The sequence below is a fragment of the Pseudomonadota bacterium genome, assembly GCA_018817425.1.
GTDB lineage: Bacteria > Desulfobacterota > Desulfobacteria > Desulfobacterales > RPRI01 > RPRI01.
Map to the genome: position 1 here is coordinate 1 of JAHITX010000020.1, position 21,971 is coordinate 21,971.

The window sequence follows — 21,971 nt, forward strand, 5'->3', positions numbered from 1 at the left end:
CAGTTTCAAAACGCCCCATTTTGGCCGATCTCTGCGTTGGGCTCAAATTTCAATCCTCGAAATACTCAATGTATTCCTGCGGTTGAAATTTTCGCCCGCCTTGAGCTTGACCAAACTGAAACGTTTTGAAAGTGGCTCAGTAAACACAATATTAACAAAAGGAGCCATCATGTTATATCTTAATATTATTAACCGAAGCTTATTCTTTAAACTGACATTTATCCTCTTATCAATATTAATATTGTTTGGTTTTTCCCAGACAGCTTATGCAGAAAGAAAAGGTGAAAGTTATCGTAAATATGAAAATCATGAACGAAAAGATCATAATTATAATGATTCGCGTTATCATCACAATCGTCACTACCCAGCCCGAAATCAGTACATAGACAGATTACCGAATAAGCATAGGTCGGTTCAGTACAGAGGCTCACGATATTTTTTCTCAGGAGGCATATGGTATAGTCCGTATGGACCACGCTTTACTATCGTTGCACCTCCGATAGGCCTTATAACTCCCTTTCTGCCACCTTATTATACAACGATATGGGTAGGAAATGTACCATATTACTATGCAAATGAAGTATATTACACCCACAGAGGAGATGGGTATGTAATTGTTGAGCCACCGGAGAAAGAAGTCAGCGAAGCACCCCCTCCGGCAGATAAGATGTTTGTCTATCCCCGGCTGGGCCAGAACGAACAGCAACAGGCAGATGATCGTTATCAATGCCATAGATGGGCTGTAAACCAGACTAATTTTGATCCCACACAACCACCTGTCAATATGGCCGGAACAGAGATGAGCCGAAAACGAGCAGATTATCAGCGTGCTATAGGTGCCTGTCTTGATGGCCGCGGTTATACGGTTAAATAGTTAGAACCACTTTTAAAACGTTTCAGTTCGGTCAAGCTTAAGGCGGGAGAAAATTTCAGCCACAGGAATACATAAAGTATTCCTGTGGCTGTGTATCCTCTGATTCTTACAAAATATCTCGTTGTCCAAAAACTTAAATCCGTCATTCTTTTGGTTCCTAACATTTGACGGTGTCCTCTGCATGCCTATTAAGGCATACTAATACCGCCATCAACGGATATAGTTTGACCTGTAATAAAAGAACCTTCATCAGAAGCCAGAAGTACTGCTATCCCAACATAATCTTTTACAGAAGCTGTCCGCCTCATGGGGGTTACATTTACTATCATTTGTGTCATTTCTTCAGGATAATTAAATGCCATAAATTGTTCTGTGTCGGTTGTGAGACCACAGGCAATAGCATTTACATTAATTCCCATCGGGCTGAGTTCGGCCGCAATCGCCCTAGTCATTGCAATCATCGCTCCTTTGGTTCCTGTATATTCTGCATTCATAGGCACACCAATTCTTCCCTGAGCAGAACATATCCCGATGATTTTTCCGTAATTTTTCTTAACCATTTCTCTTGCCACAAGCTGGGTGCAGAAAAACACACCCTTCTGATTTACAGCCACAACCCTATCAAATGTGTCTTCATCTTTTTCAAGGAATGGGGCTGATGAGCCTCCTATACCTGCATTGTTGACAAGTACATCTATCTTGCCAAACTTTTCGATAGTTTTTTCTACCATGCTTTTGTTGTCCGCAATAATCGATACATCCGATTTCAGAGCAAGGACTTCAACGCCTATGGCCTTTAAATCTTTTTCAGCCTTTTGAAGCCGTTCTTCAATCAAGTCAGTTATGACAATGTTAGCACCTTCTTTTGCCATCCCAATCGCAATAGCCTTGCCTATTCCGGCAGCACCACCTGTTATAATCGCAACTTTATCTTTTAATTTCATATTCCCCGTCCTGTTTTTATATGGGTTTAAAAGTCTTCCGGCAATTTAGGATTTATAAGCTTCAAAAAAACCGAGAAATATGCGAACTCAGCATATTATCCACAACTACCTGCACACCAGCCTCAGAGCCCCCAAAGACGCCAGGCCCAGGATGGGTGCTTGCTCTCATATATAATTTTCAACCGGAGTACGGTAGTTGTGCCAACCTGAAAACGGACGGTTTCCGGTTATATCCGTTATATATGCCTATCTGGCATATGCCACATTTTAGCATTGTAGCATCATGTCTTTCTAAAAATAAAGGAGAATAAATGGCTCTTTCTAAAATAATACCGCTTCCCATGTTGGTGGCCAGATCCTGAACCTGACCCCAAAAATCATCAGCTACATCTTTTTCTATATCATCCCATTTTTGAGGCCCGACATTTCTTAAAGCATAAGGTGCAAACAAATAAAGATAAATCAGTCCATGCCATAAGAGACTCCGGGACAGCGCCACAATTTGCCTTAGTAAAAATCCAACCCCAAAAGGGCCGACATTATTTTAACCCCTGGAAGGGGATAAAAATGCCTTTGCCCAAAAAGGGGGAAAAGGTCGCGTTGCCCTTATCTTTATCGTCTTGATACATTATATATTTTCTTATTATTTGGATGTCCATACAATAATATTATGATACTGGCAGTACCAAATTGTTTGTGATAATTTATGAAATCTGCTCATTTATTACTCCTTGGTTAAGTTATAGTGCAACTCGACTTTGGAGTAACAAATGTTGTTCAGATGGTAAAACCAAGTTAGAATAAAGATGTTTTGCTTTTGCAAGTATAATTAATATATCCCCAAGTCACAACCTGCCGCAATGGTTTGCCCCATCTCAAAACAATCTTCCAAAATGTTTTTTGTTATATCACCTCTGGAAACAATCGGTTCGTATACTTTACGAAACGGAAAGGCTAAACAAATTCTTTCGATCTGATTAAGAGTATTTCTTCCATCATTTCCAGCACTGATAAAAGTAGAATATGGCCTGTGAAATTCTTTTTTATTATTCGTCACTACTTCATATGTTCTGTCAAAAAAATCTTTTATCATCCCCGCCATATATCCGAAATACTCCGGCGAGCCTATTACTATGCCATCACAGTCTCTAAGATCCTCAAGTGTTGTATCGGCTACGGCTTTAAGATTTACAGAAACGCTTTCAACACTTGCCACACCTTTGGCAACTGATTCGGCCATCATTTTTGTATTTCCGTTTTGAGAGTGATAAATCACCAGAATAGCAGTCATTGACAAATCCCCGTTATTCAACATATTGTAGGTTTTAATTCATAAATATTGGAGTCAGTTTCAAAATATCCCATTTTGGCCGATCTTTGCGTTAGGCTCAAATTTCGCACGAAGTGACACGTAGTGAAGCATAAGCGCTAACCATTAGCGCTATCCTCGAAATACTAAATGTATTCCTGTGGTTGATATTTTCTCCCGCCTTGAGCTTGACCAATGGGACTAACACTCATATTTGCATATTATTCCCTTGTCAAAATATAATTTATATAAAAATTCTTGACATTAAAATGATTGTTTCATACATTTGTTTCATTCATACGTTTTATGCTTTTGTATTATATAATTATCTGTATATATTATTATCTCTTAAGGATAAATCATGAAATCCGATGCAGTCTCAACTGATAAAACGAAAGAACGTATTCTCGCAACAGCAGAAAAATTATTCGCTAAAAAAGGTTTCAATGGTGTATCAATCAGAGAAATCACACAAGCTGCAAAATGCAACCTTGCAGCTGTAAACTATCATTTCGGCAATAAAAAAAATCTTTACTTCGACGTGTTTCGATATCAACTTCTTCCCCGTTTGGCCGAAATAGAAACCCGATTCGAAGACAACCTTGCAAAACAGACTGAAATTAATCTTGAAACTATTATAAGAACCTTAACTCTTGTTTTTATAGAAAAACATCTTAATAATTTAGGCAATCAAAGTTTAAATAGTATGATGCACAGAGAAATTAATAATCCTACCGGAGCCGTTGAAATTGTTATCAAGGAAGGAATGGTACCCTTTTTTGAGGTATTGATAAAACAATTAAAACCGTATCTGCCTCAAAATATGGATGAAATTAAAATAAAGTTAAATATTTTCAGCATGATCGCAATGTCTTTGTATTTTTCCCTTGCACAGCTTCCTGTTACTACAATCACCGGGAAAGAATATAATGAAACCTTTATTAATCAGCTGACAGAACACATTGTTTCCTTTGCTTTGCATGGATTATATGGAAATTCCGGGGAGATTTGTTGATGAAGCCTTTATTTTGGGTACTTTATATTTTAACTATATCTTCTATGTTCATTTCGGGCTGTATGAAAATGGGCGAAAACTACTTAAGACCGGAACTTGGAATCAATATACCAAAAGCCTATATTCAGGAAGAAGAAAAGCTGACTTCATTGTCCGGTGCAAAAGACTTCTGGTGGCGCGAATTCGGTGATCCGAAATTAAATGATCTTGTTGACGAAGCATTTAAATACAATCCTGATATAAGAAAAACGGCTGCCGTTATTCTTGAGCAAAAAGGCCGGATGATTCAAACCGGAGCCAATCGTTTTCCGAATGTGGATATCGCCGGGCAGGCAAAACGCAATCAGTTAATAACAGATACTACTACTCCAACCGCTCTGCCCGAAGGTGGCATCGGGTTTGTAACTTCTGAACAACGCATTACCACAAATGCTTATGGCCTGTCTATGCCTGCCACCTTTGAGCTGGATCTCTGGGGTCGTCTGGCAAGAGCAAATGAAGCGGCTAAGGCTGATCTTTTGCAGGCCGAAGAAAACAGGGATACGATTATTCATAGCGTTATCGCTGAAGTGGTTAGTCTGTATCTTAAAATTGAATCTTTAAACCGCCAGATACAGCTAAATGAGCAGCGCATTAATAATTATCAGACCGGTTTAAATTTAGTTGACAAACGCTACACCGCAGGTCTTACCGATGCTTTGGAAGTAAGACAGGCCAGAAGAAGCCTTTCTCAGGTTAAATCAGCTCAGCCGACTTTGCTCCAGGCATTGAAAGTAAGCCAAAACAATCTTGCCATACTATGCGGTAAATATCCGGAAAATACTTCACAGAAAACTAAGTCAAAATATTATATTGATCATCTGCCCCCTGTTCCCGGTGGTTTACCTTCGGGTCTGCTTATGCAAAGGCCCGATATCCGGGCTGCAGAAGCCCAACTTATGGCTTTAAATGCCAGAGTGGGACAAGCAAAAGCCAACAGGTTTCCTGCAATCAGTTTAACCGCAAGTTTTGGTTATGCCAGCGATGAACTGAGCAGTCTGATTACACCGGCCAGTGAATTATGGAACATTGCCTCCGGAATAACCGCTCCTGTTTTTGATGCAGGCAGCCGGAAAGCCGGATACGATATTGCAAAAGCCCGTTATCAGCAAGGTGTATCCGATTACGCCAAAACAGTACTTTCGGCTTTTTCCGAGGTTGAAAACGCCCTGTTGATAAGAAAGCAGCAGATCCTGCGAAGAGAGCAGCTGAATGATTTTTTAAATGAGGCAAAGGCAACCCAGGAAATGGCCGAATTTCGCTATGACCGGGGGATAGTGGACTATCTGACGGTATTAGACGCTGTACAGGCCAGATTTTTGGCCGAAGAAGAAATCATTGCATCCGACCTTACCATTTTACAAAACCGTGTAACCCTTCATCGGGCTTTGGGCGGTGGATGGGGTTTATAGCAATTGATAATATAACTGATAGAAATAAATTAGTTTGTTTATGGAGTATAAAATGAAAGATTACTCTATAGTAGGTAAATCCACTCCAAGAACTGATGCCGTTTCCAAAGTAACCGGTAAGGCTATTTATACGGATGACGTAAAAATGGCCGGAATGCTTACCGGCAAGCTTTTAAGAAGCCCTTTACCTCATGCAGAAATTTTAAATATTGATACCTCCAAAGCAATAAAACTTCGCGGAGTTAAAGCAGTTATTACCGGCAAGGATACCGGCTCCCTCAAGATGGGCACATCTGTTGCGACACGCGATATTTTATGGGATCAGACTTCTCTTTGTATTGACAGGGTCAGATATATAGGAGATGAAGTGGCCGCTGTTGCAGCCATTGATGAAGATACAGCTATGGAGGCTCTTGAACTTATCAAAGTGGATTACAAAAAGCTGCCTGCGGTATTTGACATGTATGAAGCTATGGAACCTGGTGCCCCGATCATTCATGAAGGATTTGAAAAAAATATTTCAAACCAGGTTTTACTTGAAGCAGGAGATGTTAAGCAGGCTTTCAAGGATTCCTATAAGGTATATGAGGGCCGGTATGAAAGTCATTGTCATGCCCATTGTGCCATGGAACCACATACATCGCTGGGGAGTTGGGATAATAATGGCAGGATAACCTTATGGACTTCCACGCAGGCCCCGTATCAGATCAGAACAGTTTTGGCATTGGTATTGGGCCTTCCCGAAGACAGGGTAAGAGTAATTGTGCCAGCTTTAGGAGGGGGGTTCGGGGGAAAGGTTGAACTCATGCCGATGGATGTATGCTGTGCCCTGCTTTCAAAAAAAGCCGGTTACCCGGTAAAAATAACATTAACCAGAGAAGAGGAATTTGGCACCAGCCGGGTCAGTCATCCCATAACTGTTGAAATTAAAACCGGCGTTACAAAAGACGGAATTATTCTTGCCAAGAAAATCAGTAATATAATGGACGGGGGAGCTTACGGAGCAGGTGGAGCAGGTGGAGCAGGCCCTTTTCTTTCCACTCTCTTTTTGCGTCTGGATTATAAGGTACCCAATCTCAGTTTGAATGCATTAAGGGTCTATACCAATAAAACCATTGCAGGTGCAAGGCGCGGCTATACAGCTCCCCAGGTGCGTTTTGCCGAATGTTCACATCTGGATGAAATCGCAGAAGATCTTGGAATGGATCCTGTGGAATTTCGTCTGAAAAATGCTATCGGCCCCAATTATACCAGCAGCACCGGTATAAAGGTTACAAGCTGCGGTTTTCCTGAGGCCATAGAAAAAACAGCAAACTGTATCGGCTGGAAAGACGTACGCGGCAAACGGAATAAAGAGGCTGTCGGAGTCGGAATGGGAGGCGGCGGCTCTGTTTCGGGAAGCAGTTATGCTCCGGACATAACACCGATGAATTATACAACTTCTGTAATGATAAAGCTGCACAAAGAGGGTTTTGCCACCCTTTACACCGGAGCTACGGATTGCGGGCAGGGTTCAAGCACAGTACTTCCCATGATAGCAGCAGAAGAGCTGGGCATCAGCATGGACAAGATAATGTTTATGGTTAGTGATACCGATCTTTGTCCTTATGATGCCGGAACATGGGGTCAAAGAGTTACATTCCATGCAGGCAATGCATCCAGGCTGGCAGCCGCAGATGCAAAAAAACAGCTTTTTGAGGCAGTAGCCAAAAAACTTGAAGCAAACATTAAAGACCTTGAGGCTAAGGACAATCGTATATACGTCAAGGGAACACCTGAAAAAGGAATGACTTTCAGGCAAGCAATCTGGATTTGCCAGGAAGATCATAATGGGCAGGAAATTATTGGTCGGGGGCATTTCCGGCATGATGAGAAACCGGAAGTATTGGGACAAATCTATGCAACAGGATTCGGAAATTATTGTGCGGCATATGTGTTTTGTGCCGGTGCAGCCAAGGTTAAGATAGATAAAGAAACAGGCCAAATTGAAGTAAGCAGATTCTGTTTCGCCCAGGACTGTGGTACAGCAATCAACCCGGTCGGTGTGGAAGGCCAACTGGAAGGGGGACTTCACATGGGTCTGGGTTATAGCCTTATGGAAAATATAAAAACCGAAAATGGATTAATTATGAACGCTTCATATATTGATTATAAATTTCCTACTGTTTATGAAATGCCAAAAATGGATATTATTTTGATTGAACCAAATGAAAAGCTGGGCCCATTTGGCGCCAAAGCATGCGGGGAAGGAAGTCTTGCCCCTGTTGCTCCTGCTATTGCAAACGCCATTTATGATGCCATTGGTGTAAGAATTAAAAACCTGCCCTTAACCCCTGAAAAAATATTAAAGGCGCTGGAAAAACAAGAGAAAAGCTCCAATAAACAGATGCAAGATTGCAAAGACATTAATAAATAATAGCTGAGGGAGAAATCAATGAAAGAATATTGTGTAGTGGGCAAGCCTTTACATAAAGTTGATTCTCTGGAAAAGGTCACGGGAAAGGCCATTTACACTGATGACCTGAAACTTTCCGGTATGTTAACCGGTAAGATATTAAGAAGCCCCTACCCTCATGCACGCGTTCTAAACATAGACATAAGCAGAGCACAAAAGCTTTCCGGAGTGAAAGCGGTTATAACAAGTAAAGATATCGGAGACAGGAAGATGGGTGTTGCTGCCTCAAACCGGCCCATATGGGACCAACCTGCTCTTTGTCTGGATAAGGTGCGTTATATAGGAGATGAAGTAGCGGCTGTAGCAGCTGTTAATGAAGATACGGCAATGGAGGCATTAGAACTTATCCGTGTGGACTATAAAGAACTGCCGCCAGTATTTGATCCGTTCGAATCATTAAAGCCTGGCGCTCCGCTCATTCATGATGAGTTTGAAAGGAATATATCCAACCAGGTTCTCACAGAATCTGGAGATGTAAAACAGGGATTCAAGGAATCATACAGAGTATTCGAGCATCGTTATGAAACCAGGTATCAGGCGCATTGTGCAATGGAGCCTCATTCTTCAATCGGTGTTTGGGGACTTGACGGCCGGGTTACTTTATATACCTCGACCCAGAACCCTTATAATGTCAGAAGCATTCTTGCGTATGTTCTGGGTCTTGCTGAAGAAAAGGTAAGGCTGATTATACCCAAAGTGGGAGGAGGATTCGGAGGCAAGGCGGAACTTTTTCCTTTGGATGTCTGTTGTGTCGCTCTTTCAAGAAAAACCGGCCGACCGGTTAAGATTATACTTTCCCGTGAGGAAGAGTTTGGAACCACCAGAGTCAGTCATCCCATTATTTTTGATATGAAAACAGGTGTTATGCGCGATGGAACTCTTGTCGCCAAGCAGGTAAAATGTATAATGGATGGGGGCGCATATAGCGGTTCGGGGTTACCGGGGCCATTTCTTTCAACTCTTTTTCTGGGAATAGATTATAAGGTCCCGAACATAAGTTTAAATTCTATAAGAGTATATACAAATAAAACGGTTGCAGGCGCAAGGCGGGGCTATACAGCTCCTCAGGCGCATTTTGCAGAAAATATGCACATGGATCTGATAGCAAGGGAGCTGGGAATGGACCCTGTACAATTGCGTCTCAAAAATGCCGTTACTACCGGTTACAGGACTGGAACCGGAATGGATATAACCAGCTGCGGATTCACCGAAGCCATAGAAAAAGCTGCAAAGTGCATCGGCTGGAAGGAAAAACACGGAAAGTTAAGTAAAATAGACAAAGGCGTCGGTATAGGAAGCGGAGGCTCTCTTTCAGGGGGCAGCCGCGCAGCCAACATTACTCCGGCTAATTATACTGCCGCGGCGATGATAAAACTTCATACGGAGGGTTTTGCCACTCTTTATTCGGGTGCTCAGGATATCGGTCAGGGATCTGACACTGTAATGGCCATGATGGCAGCCGAAGAATTGGGAATCGATATGGATAAAATCAGGATTGTATCCGGTGATACCGATGTATGCCCTTACAGCGCAGGTTCTGCCAGTCAAAGGATAACATTTCACTCCGGCATGGCCACAAAGCGAGCCGCCGCCGATGCAAAAGACAGGCTTTTTGAGGCAGTTGCCAAACGCCTTGAAGCAAGAATTGATGATCTTGAGGCAGGAGATAATAGAATTTACATCAAGGGATCTCCTGATAAAGGCATGACTTTCAGAGAAGCTATCTGGGCTTCTCAGGAAGACAATAAAGGTAAAGAAGTCGTAGGGCACGGCATATGGCGTCACGAAGTCGACGCTGCCGAAATAAAAGCCATATTTGAAACAGGAAAGGGAAATTACGCACCGGCATACATTTTCAGCGCAGGAACAGCCGAAGTTAAGGTAGATCGGGAAACCGGACAGGTTGATGTGGAGAACTTCTGTTTTGCCATGGATGTCGGCAAACCGGTTAACCCTGTTATGGTGGAGGGCCAGCTTGAAGGCGGCCTTCATATGGGAATCGGATATAGTCTGTTTGAAGATCTGAATATGGAAAACGGACTCATTTTAAACCCGTCGTTTTTGGGCTACCATATGCCAACGGCATTTGAAATGCCTCAAACCGATATAATTGTAGTGGAAACGGATGAGCCGAACGCACCTTTCGGTGCAAAGGCCTGCGGTGAAGGAAGCGTTGCTCCTGTAGGTCCTGCAATTGCAAATGCAATCTTTGATGCTGTAGGAGTAAATATCAACAGTTTGCCCATAAGTGCTGAAAAAATATTAAAAGCACTGGAAGAAAAGAATATAATTACATGAAAAAAATAAATAAAAGAATAATTCAAATTGTATTGGTGATCATATTCATAGCTGTAGGATTTGCCGGAAACATGTTTCTTAAAGCTTCCCGTCCTCCTGTTGAAAAACAAAGCGCAACTATAGCCGTTCCACTTGCAAGAACCATTGCTGTTGAGGCTAAAACATTTTCAGTGCCGATCGAGGGTAACGGGACAGTTTATCCCCTTAAAGAAATCCAGCTTGTTCCACAGGTTGGAGGCAAGGTGGTTTATATTTCACCAGCTCTTGTAAACGGCGGTGAGTATAAAAAAGACGAAGTTCTCCTGAAAATCGATCCTGCCGACTATGAAATAGCCGTGACACTCGCAGAAGCATTGCTTAAAGATGCAGAAAGCAAATTCATACTCGCCGAACAGGAAGCATCCGTTGCAAAATCTGACTGGAAAGCACTTCATCCTGATCAGCCCCCTCCCCCATTGGTAGCCAAGGAACCTCAGCTGGCCACTGCAAAGGCAAAGCTTGAAGCCCAGCGGGCAGAGCTTGAACGGGCAAGGCTGAACCTGGCAAGAACCCGGCTGATAGCCCCGTTTGACGGGCAGGTCGGTAAAAAAAATGTAGATATCGGTCAATATGTTTCTCTTGGTCAGGGGCTTGCCACTCTTTATTCCATTGAAGCTTCGGAGATTGTACTTCCAATGGAAACCGAAAACCTGCAATGGTTTGATGTTCCGGGGTTTACAAGTGGAAATGGAAAGGGCTCAGATGCAATAGTATATGTTGATATAGCCGGGAAAAGAAGAATATGGAAAGGCACGGTGGTACGGGCTGAAGGAAAAGTGGATGAACTGACACGAATGGTAAATATTGTGGTTAAAGTCGATGCGCCTTACGCGAAAAAACCGCCGCTGGCTCCAGGCCTTTTCGCATCCGTGAACATTCAGGGAAAATCTATTGAAAACGGAGTCATTATTCCCAGATCCGCCATTCATCAGGATAATGTAGTTTGGGTGGTAGATAAAGATGGAAGACTTGAATTTCGAACTGTTGAGGTTGCCCTTCGCTCGAGAGCAGGTATTGTGCTTAAGAGCGGCCTTTCAGATAAGGAACAGGTTGTGGTTTCTCCTATTAAGGAAGTAACCAATGGAATGAAAGTGCGCAATGTACCTGCAAAAGATGGAGTGGAACAATCATGAACGGGGTCATTAAATGGTTTACGCAAAACCATGTTGCCGCAAATCTTTTAATGTTTTTTCTTCTTATCGGCGGAATAGTTGTGGGAACCAGTATCAAACTTGAGGTTTTTCCTGATTTGGTATTGGATAAAATCAACATTTCGGTAGTATACATCGGTGCCTCACCGGCTGAAGTGGAAGAAGGAGTAATCCGAAAAATTGAAGAAAAAATTTCAGGACTTGCCGGCATCAAACGAATAGATTCAACCGTAAGAGAAGGTTTTGGATCTGTAATCGTTGAAGTAATGAAAGACTGGGATTTAAAAAAACTTCTTGATGATGTCAAGGCGGAAGTTGATCATATTACTACATTTCCGGAAGAGGCTGAACAACCGGTTGTCAGGGAAATTGTGCGGCGCAGCCAGGTTATTAATATCGCCATTTACGGAGATGTTTCGGAATCGACTTTAAAACATCTTGCAAACAGAATAAAAGACGATCTTACCAATCTTCCGGGGGTTACCCAGGCAGATATCGGTGCAGTCAGAGAAAGAGAAATCCATATTGAAATTTCCGAAAAAACTCTGCGCAGATATGGCCTTACTCTTGCAAATGTTGCTGATATTATAACCAGAAGCAGTTTCGATCTTCCTGCCGGAAGCGTTAAAACAGCAGGCGGTGAAATTCTTATTCGGACCAAAGGAAAGAGATATTACGCCGATGACTATCGCAATATTGCAATTATCAACCGGCCTGACGGAAGCAGGGTAACTCTGGACAATATTGCAAAACTAAGTGACGGGTTTCAGGATGTGGATGTATTTGCACATTTTATGGGAAAACCGGCGGCTATTATAAATGTTTTCCGGGTTGCCGACCAGAGTGCACTTTCAGTTGTAAAAGCTGTTAAGAAATATATTAAAGAAATTCAGCCAAGTCTGCCGAAAGGCGTAGATATCGAATATTTTGGTGATATGTCCAAAATATTGAAAAGCCGTATTGAACTTCTCATGAAAAATATGGCCATGGGACTTTTTTTGGTAATAATAATTCTTGGCATTTTTATGGAAATCCGGCTTGCATTTTGGGTAACCTTCGGAATTCCGGTATCCTTTGCAGCAGGTTTGATGTTTTTACCCCAGTTTGATGTCTCCATCAATATGATATCTCTTTTTGCTTTTATAATGGTACTTGGTATCGTTGTTGATGATGCCATAATAGTGGGTGAAAATATATACCGGAAATATGAAGAGGGTGCAAATGCCCTTGATGCATCAATCATTGGAACCATGGAGGTGGGAAGGCCTGTTATTTTTTCAGTGTTAACCACTATGGTAGCCTTCTGGCCACTACTAATGGCTGGAGGCACGATGGGAAAACTGACACGAAATATTCCCCTTGTAGTAATTCTGGTTTTATCCGGCTCTTTGATAGAATCACTGTTCGTCCTTCCTTCCCATTTAAACCGCTCGAAAGCACTGAAAAGAAACAGCAGCCCAGGTGTTAAACACGAAAAGTTCAGCGCAAGATGGCTAAACCGCTTTGTTAACGGGCCCTATGCCAGGCTTGTAGAATTTTGCGTAAAATGGCGTTATGCTTCAGTTGCTCTTGGAATTGCCATTATATTTATTACGTTTGGTATTTGGCAGGCGGGTTTAATAAAATACACTTTCTTTCCAAAAGTAGAAAGTGACACGCTGGAATGCATGATAACCATGCCATCAGGAACTCCGCCTGCCAGGACTTCAGAAGTAGTAAGCTATTTTGAAAAAGCTGCAAAAAAAGTTCTGGATGAAATTGATAAAAAGAACCCTGCAGGTGCTCCGTCAAATTTTGAATACAGTATATCCATGGTGGGCTCGCATTTTGACAGACACAGCGGAAACAACGATGTTGGCGGACATCTGGCACAAATATGGATTCAGCTGTTAGAATCTGAACAGCGCAACTTAAGCTCCGGGGAAATTGTAAATCTGTGGCGTAAAGAAGCAGGAATAGTACCCGATGCAGAAACCGTAAGTTTCAAAAGCGATATCAGCAATGCCGGAAATGCCATTGAAATTCACCTTTCCATGGATAATCACGAACAACTTCTTTTGGCTGCAGATGAATTAAAAAATGAACTTGAGAAATATCCGGGCGTATTTGATATAAGCGACAGTTTTTTACCCGGCAAACAGGAGATGCAGCTTAAATTGAAACCGGCTGCCAGCACCCTTGGGCTTACATTAAACGACCTGGCAAGGCAGGTAAGAAGCGCATTTTACGGCGCCGAAGCCCTTCGCCTGCAGCTGGATAATGATGAAGTCAAGGTTTTAGTGCGATATCCCGAATCAGAAAGAAAGTCTCTTGCCAATACCGAAGAAATGAGGATTCGTACACCTTCAGGCCATGAGGTGCCTTTCAATCTTGTAGCGGAAATAGAAATGAAACAGGGCTATGCCACAATTGAAAGGGCCCAGCGCCGAAGGGTTATCAAGGTAACAGCAGATGTTAATGAAAAAGTTGGAAATGCCAATGATATTAGAAACGATCTGACTCAGAGATTTATTCCGAATCTTCTGAACAGGTATTCGGGACTGCGTTACACCCTTGAAGGAGAAGGCCGGGAACAAAACGAATCATTAGCCGATATCAACAGAGGATTCATTTTTGCTCTATTCGGGATATTTGCACTTCTGGCCATTCCATTCAGATCCTTTTCACAACCACTTGTTGTTATGGCTGCAATTCCCTTCGGACTGGTGGGAGCAGTAATCGGTCATATTCTTCTTGGTTTCAACTTAAGTATGATGAGTCTTATGGGTATGGTGGGTCTTTCAGGGATTGTAGTAAACGACTCGCTGGTACTTATAGACCGCACAAACAGATTAAGGACGGAAGAAAATTATAACGCTTATGATGCGATAATAAAAGCAGCCAAGCTAAGATTCCGGGCAATTATCCTTACATCTTTGACCACTTTTGCCGGCTTAACACCCATCATGCTTGAAAAAAGCATACAGGCAAGATTCATTACTCCAATGGCAATCAGCCTTGGGTTTGGAGTACTCTTCGCTACTTTTATTACTTTGCTTTTAATCCCATGTCTATATATGCTGCTGGAAGATTTTTTAGCTTTGTTCTCTCGTTTCAGAAAATTGCCAACTACAGATTAAATAAGACCCGTTTTGGGTATGGCAAAACAATTGGGCAAATTCAATATTGAGACGAGTCTTTTTTATAATATATTTACAAAAAATACAGATGCAGACATAAATGAAGGTAATGAAACGATTTTGGAAATTTATGTTGGATATATGATATACCCCGGTGTATTGGCAGGTGGAAACTTCAACGCCACATTCGGAGAGAACAAGACAGTAAACGGCCACAAAATCCATAATTCAGGCATAAGACGCTTTCAGGCCGGCCCATCCATATACTGGAATACAGGGAATAAACTTTCTATAACCCTTAGCGCCCTATCCGAATTTGGTATCAGAAATACTTCTCAAGGATATTTATTTTCCGGCAGATTTGTGTGGGAATTTTAGACCAACCGGACATATCTCTTCAGAGCGATTCTTTAATATATTTTCTATTTCTTTAATGCTCGAGAAAATAATGGGCTTCTCAACGCCCGATATTTCGGCTATTCCTGAAACAATGTCCGGGTTTATTTTATCTCTTCTGTAAATACGTATTATGTAGCACTCCACAACTCCCCCCTTTTACAACTCATTCATAGTTATTTTAATATTTGCATTATATTTAATAGCGTTTGTCAAAATAATATTTTGATTCAATATGTAATTGTTTGCTTATAACAAATATCATAACAGACAAGCAGCTACAGATAGCCTACAGATTAAGGATTTTACAAAAAAATACCAGATTATATAAAGGGCCTGCTAAATACGTATTTATATGAAATTTATTAAGAAGTTATGGACTTGTATATCGTGTTGGTCTTTTCGGATGGAGATATGTTCAAGGTTTTTGAAAGAACAGCTTTACATTTTTCGTAAATTCTTGCGGCCTCGGCCCGGCGCCCAAGGTTGATTTGGCAGAGCATCAGAGATTGATAGAGCTCCTCCACCAGGCTATCCAGCATCAGCCCCCGTTTGTACTGCTCTATTGCTTTTTCAAATTGCCCGGCTTTCTGCCAGTATTTTCCGGTGTTAATTATAAGGTCAAGAAACCTGTTTCTTATGCTCTCACGGACAGTCATAACCCAGCTCTTTGTAGAGTCCGCCGGAAGGAAGTCTCCTTTGTATATGCCCATAGCCCTGCCAGTCAAGGCTATGGCTGCTTTGAATTCCCGCTCTCTCTTTGCCTTTGCCCAAGCGCTCTCAGCCTGATCCAACAGGCTCCTGATCGCTCTAAGATCTGTCCAGCAATATTTATTGCACAGCGAGACCAACCCTCCATTGACCGAAACGACCTCCTTTCCTATAATATTTCGGAGGCGCAGAAGTGTTATTTCACAGGATTTATGGGCCAAATCTCCGTCGGTTTCAGGCCAAAGTGCGTCCACAATATCTTCTTCAGGTACATTATTGTGATCGAGGCAAATCAGCACCTTAAGAAGTGCCAAAGGTTTCTGAGGAGCCTTGCCTTTGAAATCCAGATTATTTCCATCCCGTTCAATCCTGAATTCACCAAATGTATAAATCTTAAGAGGCCAGGGCCAGCCTTCCAATTCTACCGGGACTTGGTATTCTATGAGTTTCCTATTGCTAACGAATTGTCTGACATAGTCAGTTTCTATACCTGCGCTAAGAGCTTTTGCACAAAGAAATGCCATAATTTTTGGATCCCACCAGTATACAAAACCCATATAATTTTGCTCACTTCCGATTAGAAAACCCTGCCGCAACAGACTCAGACCTTCTTCCTCTTTGCCCGTGTCGAAAGCAAAGTGTGCTTTGGCAAGAAGGCACATAAAATAAAACAGCTTTGACCCGCATGAAAGATCCATAGCCGACTGGATATGGTTTTGGGCCTTATCGGTCTGGTTTATTACATGCAGCACTCGAGCTATCGCCAAATGACTGTTTGCCGTCACATAGACATAACCACCCTTTTCTGAGATTTTAAGTGCTTCTTCGGCACGAGTCAATGCCTTAGAGAAATTTCCAGCCACAAACTCACGATAAGCTAAAAGACGATGAAAAAATGCAACACGAAGTCTTTGCCTGGGATCCAATATAGCTTCAAGAGCACGCAAGCTTTCATCTCCTGCCGCGAGATCTCCGGCTTCGAATTCAACAAAAGCCTTTGTATATAAAACAAGGTAATCAAAATAATGGATGCCTGTTTTGGCAGAGAATTCAAGTGCTGCTGAAATAATTTTTGCAGCATCTCTATGATCAGAACCAATATGAAAGGCAAGGCAAAGATGGGCTTCAAGTACAATAAATATAGCTTTTACAAACAGACTAGCTCCGGGCCTTCTGGTCATATTGCGCATTTCTTCCATCAATAAGGAGAATTTTTTAAAATCTCCGGATAATGCGTAATGAAGACAAACCGAAAAAAATGCTGTACAGCAAAGTGTTTGATCACCGCATTCTCTTGCAAGTTTAAGCGACCTCTTTATCCAATCTTCCATATCGGCGTGCCAAGGCCAAGCGGTTGTCATAGCAAACACCATACCGGCAGCTACTCTGGTCTCAATTTGGACTGAGGGAAAGTTTAGTCGCCTCCTGTCCATTAATTGATATAGGCGCTTGATCCACATCTGAAGCGGGGTAAAATCAGCAAACTCATAACCAAAACTCTCTATAATAAAAGACCATGAAAGCAGGGCCCCCGCAAGGTTGTCGGCTATATTAAACTCATCAAACGCTTTTTCAAGATATTGTCTTGCAGAAGCAGGATCAAATAAGAGGCGGCACATACCCAGCCAATAATAAAGCCATGGGGATTTAGAAAGTGTATCATCTGGCAGCCGGGTAAGCCAGCCGGCCAGAGATTGGATCCTGCCCTGACTAAGAAGCATTTCAGCGTTTTTCAATATAAGAGCCGAAAGTGCCTCCCAATCTTCACATTCAATCCAAAGATCTGCTGCATGCTCCAGCTGACCTGATTCCTCAAGCAGCGATGCAGCACGCCTTTGCTCCTGCAAGATATCTTCCGGTCTAAAAGATTCTCTCATGCGGGCAATCAGAAAATCTCTGAACAGGGAATGATATCTGTATACAGGTTTAGGTGTCAAATTTAGCTCAGTAAAAAAATGGCTGCCTCTAAGAGTTTCAAGCATATCTTCAGCACCCTTTCCAGCCAGCCTTTCCGCAATCTTCGCCGGCATTGCCGGTAGCAATGCTGTCTTTAACAAAAAACCCTGCATCTTTTCATCAAGCCTGTCGAAAACCTCCCTCGCGAAATAGCTAAACACATCTTTACGCAATAGTTTTTGGGGCGGTTTCAGCGTTGTTGCAGCGTAGGCATTGTTTTCCATAAGCAAAACAAGACCTGCAGCCCAGCCTTCGATGCTGTTGTGCATGCCTGTGATTTCATTGTCCGTCAGCTCTTGCTTTCCGGCAATTTGCGTGAACTGTTTCGATTCATCAAGTGTAAAGCGAAGATCGTCCCATCTGATAAAATGCATCTTGTTACCTGCACGCAACCCGATATGAGCCGGGGTCGGTTCATTCCTGCTTAGAATAAATACACGCGTACCGTCAGGTACATCGGACAAGCCTATATTAACAATCTCATGAAAGGCAGAGGTTTCAAGTGCTTCCTGATAATCGTCCAAAACAATTGCAAAAGGAGGTTTCAACCTGCGATAAAGGTCTTCGAAGAATCTGTGTGTGAAAACCGGTATTCCCTGTAGATATTCAGGTCTTAACGTTTCAAGCGGCTTTTTGAAACGTGGAGCTGCTTTCTTTGCCGCTAGCCCCATATAATAGAAAAAATTCTCTATGTCAGAATCACTCCGGTCCACACGATACCAAAGACACGGAATCCCTGTTGAATCTAAATAGCTCGCAGCAAACGTGGTCTTTCCTGAGCCCGCAGGGCCGGAGATCCAGATAATGGGTTTACTGCCAATCTCCAGCGCCTCAAATAGTCTTGTTCTATAAAAGACGTTCGTGAGCGCGGGCCGCGATATTTTGGATATTGAGGCGTTGGTTCCTCTCATGAAAAATAATCTTCCAATCCTCTAAAAACAGCTTATCGCTTAAAAAGGATTTGTTTTCGGGAAAACCAAAGACAGGGAAGTAGAAAATAGTCTTTTAGCCCGATGTCTACAGAAAAATAATACGGGTAACACGACCGAAGTTATCATTATCATAATAAAATTTAATGCGTCAAGCATAAAATATACCTTTATAGGGCGAATGTCATTGGGTATTATATAAAAAGGGGAAACGGATTGCATAAGAACATTTTTTTGCACAGTAACCGACAAGATGAACAGGCTTTTTTAATTTAAAAACCTCCGGCTATTCGATTATATGGTTCGCTTTTTCTTTTCTTTTCAATTTTTTGTACCAATCTTCTTTACCATAAAGTTTTTCAGAACATTCCTCACAAAGCCCATGACTAAATTGAATCTCAGAATGCTCTACAATGTAAGATTCAATCTGATTCCAATAACCTTTGTCATCTTTAATTTTCTTACATGAAGCACAAATTGGAAGAAGCCCCTGTAATTTTTTAACGTGCTTCAAAGCTAGTTGCAGTTCTGTGTTGAATTCATTCATTTCATCATAGTGCATTTTAACTATTAATCTGTTCCGATTTATTATCAGTAAAAGAGCAGTAAGAAAAATTATCGACATGGTTAGACTTACCGGAAGCAGACACTGCACTATGGCCATATTCTTCCAATCTTTGGCATCAATGTCCATACCCAGTACCGCAATTAGATTATTAGTTTCCTGATTGTATATTGGAACAAGACTAGTCATCAAGATACCCCAACGATCTTCAATTGGGCCAACAGCACGGGGCTTTCCGGTATTAAATGTGTACAGGTATTCTTCTGACACTTCATTATAGATTAGACCAGGTGGCGTATAATCCTTCGAACCCGGCAATTGGGAATCTATAAAAAAGAAAACCGTTCCATTGCTTTTGCGTCCCATCAAGTAGAGAAAACGGCATGTTTTATGGGCTTTACGGATTTGGGTCAATTGTTCTTTGATTCGGACATAATCCGGTGTATTCAGATCGTTTAAGTTGCCTTGCAGATTTTGTAAGCGTTTATAATTAATTGATCGTGCTACAAGAAGAGCTTTTTCCATAGCTTCTTCAGATAATCTGCGTACTGTATAGTTCCATATAAACCAGGTTGAAAGAGAACCTAAGGTAACCATTGCTATAAAAAGAGCCACGGTTATTATATGTTTTCTCTTAAACATTGTCTTTTTCATTGCTTCATACTTCCATAAAGGGCTTGCAGCTCACACCTATTTTAACCCACCGTGAGTAGCGCGAACTGAAGTATTACTTGTTGTTAATTTTATCAACCCACTGATAAATAGCATCGCGGTATTTATATCCAATGGCCATAAAGACAATACAAATGACCGTTATAATTATAAAGGGCCCATACGCTTTATCATAAAGGGATGCTCCCTGAAAACTTAGCATCAAAGTTCCGGGCATGCGCCCTATAGTGGCAAGAAGAATAAATACTTTAATCGGAAGAGCACTCATGCCAAGAAACAGGCAAAGATAATCTTTGGGAAAACCGGGAAAAACAAATAGCACAAAAAGCACTAGAACCCCCTGGTGCTTAATACTTGAGTCAAATTTATTCAGATAATTTATAGGAATTATTTTTCTGATAAAGCGCTTGCCTAAAAAACGGCCAATAAGAAAATTTATCCACGAACCAAAAGCAAGCCCTATGCTTGAATAAATAAACCCCTGTAAAGCGCCAAAAAGATATCCGCCTATAAAGCCTGTTGCTTCTCCGGGAACAGGAGCAAAAATAACCTGAAGGATCTGGATAGCTATAAAAGCAATAGGGGCAAGGATTCCAAACGATGTAATAAATGTTTTAATCTGTTCCCTGTCGGATAATAGGTTCCAATAAAAAAGAGTCAAAGTCCATAAGGGAGTCCTGAAAATATATATTACAACTGCAACAGCAATAATACAGATGCCGAAAAGAATTTTAAATTTATGAGAACGAAGATTTTCCATAGATAAAAACAGTTTTTATTCTTATACTGTTTTTTGCTGGGCTTTGACCAAAGCTGCAACAGCAGGCAAGGTCTTGCCTTCAAGCAACTCAAGAAAAGCACCGCCTCCTGTTGAAATAAAAGTTATACTGCCTGCTTTACCTGCTTTATGGACAGCCGAATCAGTATCTCCTCCGCCAACTATGGTTAATGCTTTAGAATTTGCCAGATCATTTGCCATAGACATTGTTCCTTTGGCAAAAGCTTCCATTTCAAATGCTCCGAGAGGGCCATTCCAGATTATTGTTTCTGCATCCTTTAAAGCTTTTGAAAAAAGCAGAGATGACTCAGGCCCTATATCAAGCATCATCCACTTTGCCGGTATTTTGGCTACAGGCACAATTTTTGTTGCTGCATCGGGAGAAAAAGAATCAGCAACAATTCCATCAACAGGAAGATAGAATTTAACACCTTTTTTTAAAGCTTTCTTCATTATTGATGCGGCAACTTCCAAAAGATCTTCTTCTACCTTTGAATCCCCTACATCAATGCCCTGGCTTTTTAGAAAAGTATTTGCCATTGCACCGCCAATTATCAGTTTGTCAACGCGCAAAATCATATTTTCAAGAGCTGCAAGCTTGCTTGAAACTTTTGCTCCTCCCACAACGGCCACAAGCGGCCTCTTCGGGGTTGTCATGGCTTTTTTAAAGTATTCCAACTCTTTTTCAAGCAAAAATCCGGCAACCGACACAGGAGCATGCTCTGTTATTGCGGCAACAGAAGCATTCGCCCTATGAGATACGGCAAATGCATCATTAACGTATATATCACAAAGCTTTGCCAGTTCTTTTGCAAAATTATCGTCATTTTTTTCTTCTTCAGGATGAAATCTTAAGTTTTCAAGAAGCAACACATCTGCTTCAGACATTGAAGATATCAAAGAATCCACATCAGACCCTATGCAGTCGGGAGCCATCTTAACCTCTTTGTCCAAATAAGAACTAAGCCGTTTTGCTACCGGCAAAAGACTGAACTGAGGAGAAACTTTTCCTTTCGGTCTGCCAAGATGAGATGCAATAATAAGCTTTGCTTTATTTTCTATCGCGTATTTTAAGCTGGAAAGTGCAAAACTTATTCTGGTATCATCAGTTATATTAAGCTTTTCATCTAAAGGCACATTAAAATCAACTCTTATAAACACACGTTTACCCGAAAGGTTAATGTCTTTTATAGTTTTCAAAACTTCCTCCTTGCTTTAGACTTCCATATAAAGTTTTTGGACTGCGTTATCAGTCGCCCCCCTTCGACAACATACTAATTGCATGCCTTACTCAGGGAGCTCCTTCTGG

15 protein-coding genes are annotated in these 21,971 nt (G+C 41.6%); 8 read left to right on the forward strand and 7 right to left on the reverse strand.

Translation table 11 applies throughout. The annotated features are described in order from the left end of the window. Window positions 1-169: 169 nt before the first annotated feature. Window positions 170-874 (forward strand): hypothetical protein, encoded by a 705-nt coding sequence (locus KKC46_04380; protein ID MBU1053052.1) that lies wholly within the window; start codon window positions 170-172, stop codon window positions 872-874. Window positions 875-1,062: 188 nt separating this feature from the next. Here KKC46_04380 and KKC46_04385 read toward each other — a convergent pair whose 3' ends face one another. From KKC46_04385 to KKC46_04395, 3 genes are all read right to left on the reverse strand, one after another. Then, window positions 1,063-1,818 carry a glucose 1-dehydrogenase gene (locus tag KKC46_04385; protein ID MBU1053053.1) on the reverse strand — a complete coding sequence of 252 codons (756 nt, stop codon included), beginning with the start codon at window positions 1,816-1,818 and terminating at the stop codon, window positions 1,063-1,065. A 178-nt stretch (window positions 1,819-1,996) separates the two neighbouring features. After that, a complete protein-coding gene (locus tag KKC46_04390) occupies window positions 1,997-2,317 on the reverse strand; it encodes a hypothetical protein (protein MBU1053054.1) in 321 nt (106 codons plus the stop codon). 330 nt (window positions 2,318-2,647) lie between these two features. Beyond that, on the reverse strand, window positions 2,648-3,109 hold the full coding sequence (locus KKC46_04395; GenBank protein MBU1053055.1) for an NAD(P)H-dependent oxidoreductase: 462 nt from the start codon (window positions 3,107-3,109) through the stop codon (window positions 2,648-2,650). A gap of 379 nt (window positions 3,110-3,488) precedes the next feature. Here KKC46_04395 and KKC46_04400 point away from each other — a divergent pair, with 379 nt between their 5' ends. Genes KKC46_04400 through KKC46_04430 form a run of 7 tightly spaced genes read left to right on the forward strand, consistent with a single transcriptional unit; the run spans window position 3,489 to window position 15,033 of the window. Beyond that, window positions 3,489-4,142: a TetR/AcrR family transcriptional regulator gene (locus KKC46_04400; GenBank protein ID MBU1053056.1), complete on the forward strand. Its 654-nt coding sequence runs from the start codon at window positions 3,489-3,491 to the stop codon at window positions 4,140-4,142. Next, on the forward strand, window positions 4,142-5,593 hold the full coding sequence (locus KKC46_04405; protein ID MBU1053057.1) for an efflux transporter outer membrane subunit: 1,452 nt from the start codon (window positions 4,142-4,144) through the stop codon (window positions 5,591-5,593). Before KKC46_04400 ends, KKC46_04405 begins: the two co-directional genes overlap by 1 nt. Window positions 5,594-5,645: 52 nt before the next feature. Further along, window positions 5,646-8,009: a xanthine dehydrogenase family protein molybdopterin-binding subunit gene (locus KKC46_04410; GenBank protein MBU1053058.1), complete on the forward strand. Its 2,364-nt coding sequence runs from the start codon at window positions 5,646-5,648 to the stop codon at window positions 8,007-8,009. 18 nt (window positions 8,010-8,027) lie between these two features. Then, complete coding sequence (locus tag KKC46_04415; protein ID MBU1053059.1) at window positions 8,028-10,346, forward strand: xanthine dehydrogenase family protein molybdopterin-binding subunit; 2,319 nt, start codon at window positions 8,028-8,030, stop codon at window positions 10,344-10,346. Next, window positions 10,343-11,518, forward strand: a complete 1,176-nt coding sequence (locus KKC46_04420; protein ID MBU1053060.1) for an efflux RND transporter periplasmic adaptor subunit — start codon at window positions 10,343-10,345, stop codon at window positions 11,516-11,518. Before KKC46_04415 ends, KKC46_04420 begins: the two co-directional genes overlap by 4 nt. Next, entirely contained in the window at window positions 11,515-14,655 is a 3,141-nt protein-coding gene (locus KKC46_04425) for an efflux RND transporter permease subunit (GenBank protein MBU1053061.1), read from the forward strand. The genes KKC46_04420 and KKC46_04425 overlap by 4 nt, the downstream gene beginning before the upstream one ends. An 18-nt stretch (window positions 14,656-14,673) precedes the next feature. Next, window positions 14,674-15,033 carry a transporter gene (locus KKC46_04430; GenBank protein MBU1053062.1) on the forward strand — a complete coding sequence of 120 codons (360 nt, stop codon included), beginning with the start codon at window positions 14,674-14,676 and terminating at the stop codon, window positions 15,031-15,033. A 383-nt stretch (window positions 15,034-15,416) separates the two neighbouring features. Here the strand turns inward: KKC46_04430 and KKC46_04435 are convergent, their stop codons facing one another. The 4 genes from KKC46_04435 to KKC46_04450 all read right to left on the reverse strand — a co-directional run bounded on the left by KKC46_04435 (window position 15,417) and on the right by KKC46_04450 (window position 21,862). Then, window positions 15,417-18,629: a hypothetical protein gene (locus KKC46_04435; GenBank protein MBU1053063.1), complete on the reverse strand. Its 3,213-nt coding sequence runs from the start codon at window positions 18,627-18,629 to the stop codon at window positions 15,417-15,419. A 304-nt stretch (window positions 18,630-18,933) separates the two neighbouring features. Further along, entirely contained in the window at window positions 18,934-19,866 is a 933-nt protein-coding gene (locus KKC46_04440; protein ID MBU1053064.1) for a hypothetical protein, read from the reverse strand. A 73-nt stretch (window positions 19,867-19,939) separates the two neighbouring features. Continuing rightward, entirely contained in the window at window positions 19,940-20,644 is a 705-nt protein-coding gene (locus tag KKC46_04445; GenBank protein MBU1053065.1) for a VTT domain-containing protein, read from the reverse strand. Window positions 20,645-20,665: 21 nt separating this feature from the next. Then, window positions 20,666-21,862, reverse strand: coding sequence for a phosphoglycerate kinase (locus KKC46_04450; GenBank protein MBU1053066.1), 1,197 nt, complete (start codon window positions 21,860-21,862; stop codon window positions 20,666-20,668). Between the last annotated feature and the right edge of the window lie 109 nt (window positions 21,863-21,971).